The organism is Sphingomonas sp. 66-10 (assembly GCF_001897045.1).
Lineage (GTDB): Bacteria > Pseudomonadota > Alphaproteobacteria > Sphingomonadales > Sphingomonadaceae > Sphingomonas > Sphingomonas lycopersici.
The window spans coordinates 142611-146373 of record NZ_MKRR01000106.1; the positions used below are offsets into that span (position 1 = coordinate 142611).

The 3763-nt window shown below is 70.8% G+C and carries 3 protein-coding genes; all 3 read left to right on the forward strand.

Translation table 11 applies throughout. The features are described 5' to 3' along the window. Positions 1-418 (forward strand): alpha-2-macroglobulin family protein (locus BGN95_RS10445; RefSeq protein WP_286772560.1); only part of this gene is annotated, 418 nt, incomplete at its 5' end. A 163-nt stretch (positions 419-581) separates the two neighbouring features. Further along, on the forward strand, positions 582-2648 hold the full coding sequence (gene pbpC / locus BGN95_RS10450; protein ID WP_286772561.1) for a penicillin-binding protein 1C: 2067 nt from the start codon (positions 582-584) through the stop codon (positions 2646-2648). A 271-nt stretch (positions 2649-2919) separates the two neighbouring features. Further along, positions 2920-3717 (forward strand): DUF72 domain-containing protein, encoded by a 798-nt coding sequence (locus BGN95_RS10455; protein ID WP_286772562.1) that lies wholly within the window; start codon positions 2920-2922, stop codon positions 3715-3717. Positions 3718-3763 lie beyond the last annotated feature (46 nt).

A 3763-nucleotide genomic window follows, 5' to 3' on the forward strand; every position in this document is an offset into this window, starting at 1 on the left:
CCGCGGCGACGTGCTGCGCATCACGCTGACGGTCGACGCGACCGCCGAGCGCAACTGGGTGGTGATCGACGATCCGATCCCCGGCGGGGCGACGATCGTCGGCGATCTCGGCGGGCAATCGAAGATGCTCGCCGACCAGGCGAGCGGCGGCGACGGGGTCAAATTCGGCGCGGTCGATGGCGACGGCAAGCTGTGGGACGTCCAGGTCGGGGTCGTCCCGGCCTATATCGAGCGCGGCAATGCGGCGTGGCGCGCTTTCTACGCCTGGGTGCCGCGCGGGCGGTTCCAGGCGTCGTACATGCTGCGGCTGAACGGCGCCGGGCGCTTCCAGCTCCCGCCGACGCGGGTCGAGGCGATGTATTCGCCCGCGATCCATGCCGCGGTGCCCAATGCGCCGGTGGTGGTGGTGCAGAAGTGACGCGATGCGTTTCCCCAAACCTCCGTTCGGGCTGAGCTGCACTTTCTTCCACGGAAGAAGGACAGCCCTTCGACAAGCTCCGGGCGAACGGGAGGATGTTGGGCACGAACGGGGAGGGCGCGCGCGCGAACGGTGGGCGGTTCCGGTCATCCTCGCGATTGCGGTGCTGTTCGGCATCGCCGACTGGCTCACCCGGCCGCCGCCGCTCCCCGGCTATGCGCAGGTGCGCAATGCGTGGCGGCCATCGGAGGCGTGGCTTTACGATCGCAACGGCGTGTTGCTCGATTCCTCGCGGGTCGATTTCGCGACGCGGCGGTTGGCGTGGACCCCGCTCGATCGCATCGCGCCGGTGGTGCGGACGACGATCGTCGACAGCGAGGATCGCCGCTTCGCGCAGCACAATGGGGTCGACTGGCTCGCGCTCGCCGCATCGGCGCGCGATCGCGTCGCGGGGAAGCGCCCGCGCGGGGCGAGCACGCTGGCGATGCAGCTCGCCGGTTTCCTCGCGCCCGATCTCGCGCGGCCGGGCGCACGCGGCTGGCTCGACAAATTGCGCCAGATCCGGGCGGCGCGCGCGCTCGCGGGGGATTGGAGCCGCGATCAGATATTGGAGGCCTATCTCAACCTCGCCGGGTTCCGCGGCGAGGCGCAGGGCATCGGCGCGGCGGCGCTCGGGCTGTTCGGCAAGACCCCGGCGACCGTGACCCGCGACGATGCGTTGCTGCTCGCCGCCTTGCTGCCCAACCCGCAGGCCCCGGCCGAGGCGGTCGCGCGGCGCGCCTGCGCACTGGCGCACGAGGGGAATTGCGCCCGTTTCCCCGCGCTTGCCGCCTCGGCGCTGGGACCGGCGCGCAGCCTCGCGCTCGATCCGGGGCTGGCGCCGCATCTCGCCGATCGGCTGCTCAAAAGGCCGGGGATGCGCGTCACCACCACGCTCGACATCGCGGTGCAAAGGGTCGCGGTCGCCGCGCTGCGCCGGCAATTGCTCGGGCTCGGCGCGACCCGCGCGCGCGACGGGGCGGTGATCGTGGTCGACAATGCGAGCGGCGACGTGCTCGCTTATGTCGGCGGCGTCGGCGGCAATTCCAGCGCGCCCTCGGTCGACGCGGCCAATGCCTATCGCCAGGCGGGGTCGACGCTCAAGCCGTTCCTTTATGCCGAGGCGATCGAGAAGGGCTATCTCACCCCCGCCTCGATCCTCGACGATACCCCGGTCGAGCTCGATACCGCCTCGGGGCTGTATGTGCCGCAGAATTACGATCGCGCGTTCAAGGGCCCGGTTTCGGCGCGCGCGGCGCTGGCCGGGTCGCTCAACGTGCCCGCGGTGCGCACGCTGCTGCTCGTCGGGGTCGATCCGTTCCGCGATCGTCTATGGGATACCGGGTATCGCGGACTGGTCGAGGACGGGTCCTATTACGGCTTCAGCCTCGCGCTCGGCTCGGCCGAGGTGACGCTCGCCGAGCAGGCCGCCGCCTATCGCAGCCTCGCGCTCGGCGGGCGCTGGGCGCCGCTGCGGCTGGCGGCGGATGATCCGCGCCCCGCGCCGCGCGCGGTGACGACCCGCGCGGCGGCGTGGATCGTCGGCGACATGATGGCCGATCCCGTCGCGCGTGCGGGCACCTTCGGGCTCGATTCGGCGCTGCGGCTGCCGTTCTGGGCGGCGGTGAAGACGGGAACGTCGAAGGCGATGCGCGACAATTGGTGCGTCGGCTTCACCGATCGCTTCACCGTCGCGGTATGGGTGGGCAATGTCGAGGGCGATGCGATGCGCGCCGTCTCGGGCACCAGCGGCGCGGCGCCGGTGTGGCGCGACGTGATGCTCGCGCTCAATGGCCGCCGCGCCGGTGCGCCGCCGCCCCCGCCGCCGGGGGTCGAGGCGCGCCGCGTGACCTTCGCGGGGACGGGCGAGCAGCCGCGCCGCGAATGGTTCCTCGCCGGCACCTCGTTCGCGCGCGCTGACGTCGCGCCCGCCGAGGCGCGGCGGCCGCGGATCGCCGCGCCGGTTTCGGGGAGCGTCTATGCGCTCGATCCCGATATCCCGCGCGATCGGCAGCGGCTGGCGGTATCGGTGACGGGGGCGGCGGGCACGCACCGGCTGCGGCTCGATATGCGCGATCTCGGCGCCGCGACGACGGCCCCGGTGATCTTCCCGCCGCCGGGCCGGCACCAGCTCGCATTGGTCGATCTGGCGGGGCGAACGGTGGACCGGGTGATCTTCACGGTACGTTGAGTCCGGGCGATCGAACCCGATCGCACGGCGGGCGTTTGTCGTTCGGTCCCATCCCCCTCCCTTTCGGGACTGGCGCGCGTATCGCGCCGGCCGCGTCGCAAGCGTATCGTGCGACGCGGCCACCCCCCGGGGCCTCTACAGCATTGTTTTTTGTCGTCATGCCGGACTTGATCCGGCATCCAGAGCCACGGAGGACATCGCTTGAGACTCTGGATGCCGGATCAAGTCCGGCATGACGGAGAGGGGCGGGGTCACATCTTGAGGTAAGATCATGAGCACAGGCACGATTCGCGTCGGTATCGGCGGCTGGACCTATGAACCGTGGCGCGGCACCTTCTTCCCGCCGAAATGGCCCGCGAAGCGCGAGCTCGAATATGCCGCGGGGAAGATGACCGCGATCGAGGTCAACGGCACCTATTATAGCGGGTTCAAGCCCGCGACCTTCGCCAATTGGGCCAAAGCGGTGCCCGACGGGTTCGTCTTCACGCTGAAGGCCTCGCGCTTCTGCACCAACCGCAAGGTGCTGGCCGAGGCGGGCGAATCGGTCGGGCGCTTCGTCGGGCAGGGGATCGTCGAACTCGGCGATCGGCTCGGGCCGATCCTGTGGCAATTCATGGCGACCAAGAAATTCGATGCGGAGGATTTCGGCGCCTTCCTCAAGCTGTTGCCCGCCGCGCATGAGGGTGTGGCGCTGCGCCACGCGGTGCAGGTGCGGCATGACAGCTTCGCCGACCCGGCATTCATCGCGATGTGCCGCGCCGCCGGGGTGGCGATCGTCTATGCCGATTCGGCGGATTATCCCGCGATCGCCGACGTGACCGGGGATTTCACCTATGCGCGGCTGGAAAATGGCGTCGAGGAGGAACCGGCGGGCTATAGTCCGACCGAGCTCGATCACTGGGCGGCGGCGGCGCGCGACTGGGCCGCGGGCGGCGCGCCCGAGGGGCTGCCCTATGTCGAGGCAGCGAAACCGGCGCCCGCGCCGCGCGATGCCTTCGTCTTCTTCATCAACGGCGCCAAGGTCCGCGCGCCGCACGGTGCGATGGCGCTGATCGAGCGGGTCAGATAGCTTCCCGCGCCGGCCCCGCCGGCTCGGCGCGAACCGCCGGTTCGGC

Bases quoted from the DNA above. Each gene is read 5' to 3' on its own strand.
- BGN95_RS10455 (WP_286772562.1), top strand. From the start codon at position 2,920: ATGAGCACAGGCACGATTCGCGTCGGTATCGGCGGCTGGACCTATGAA.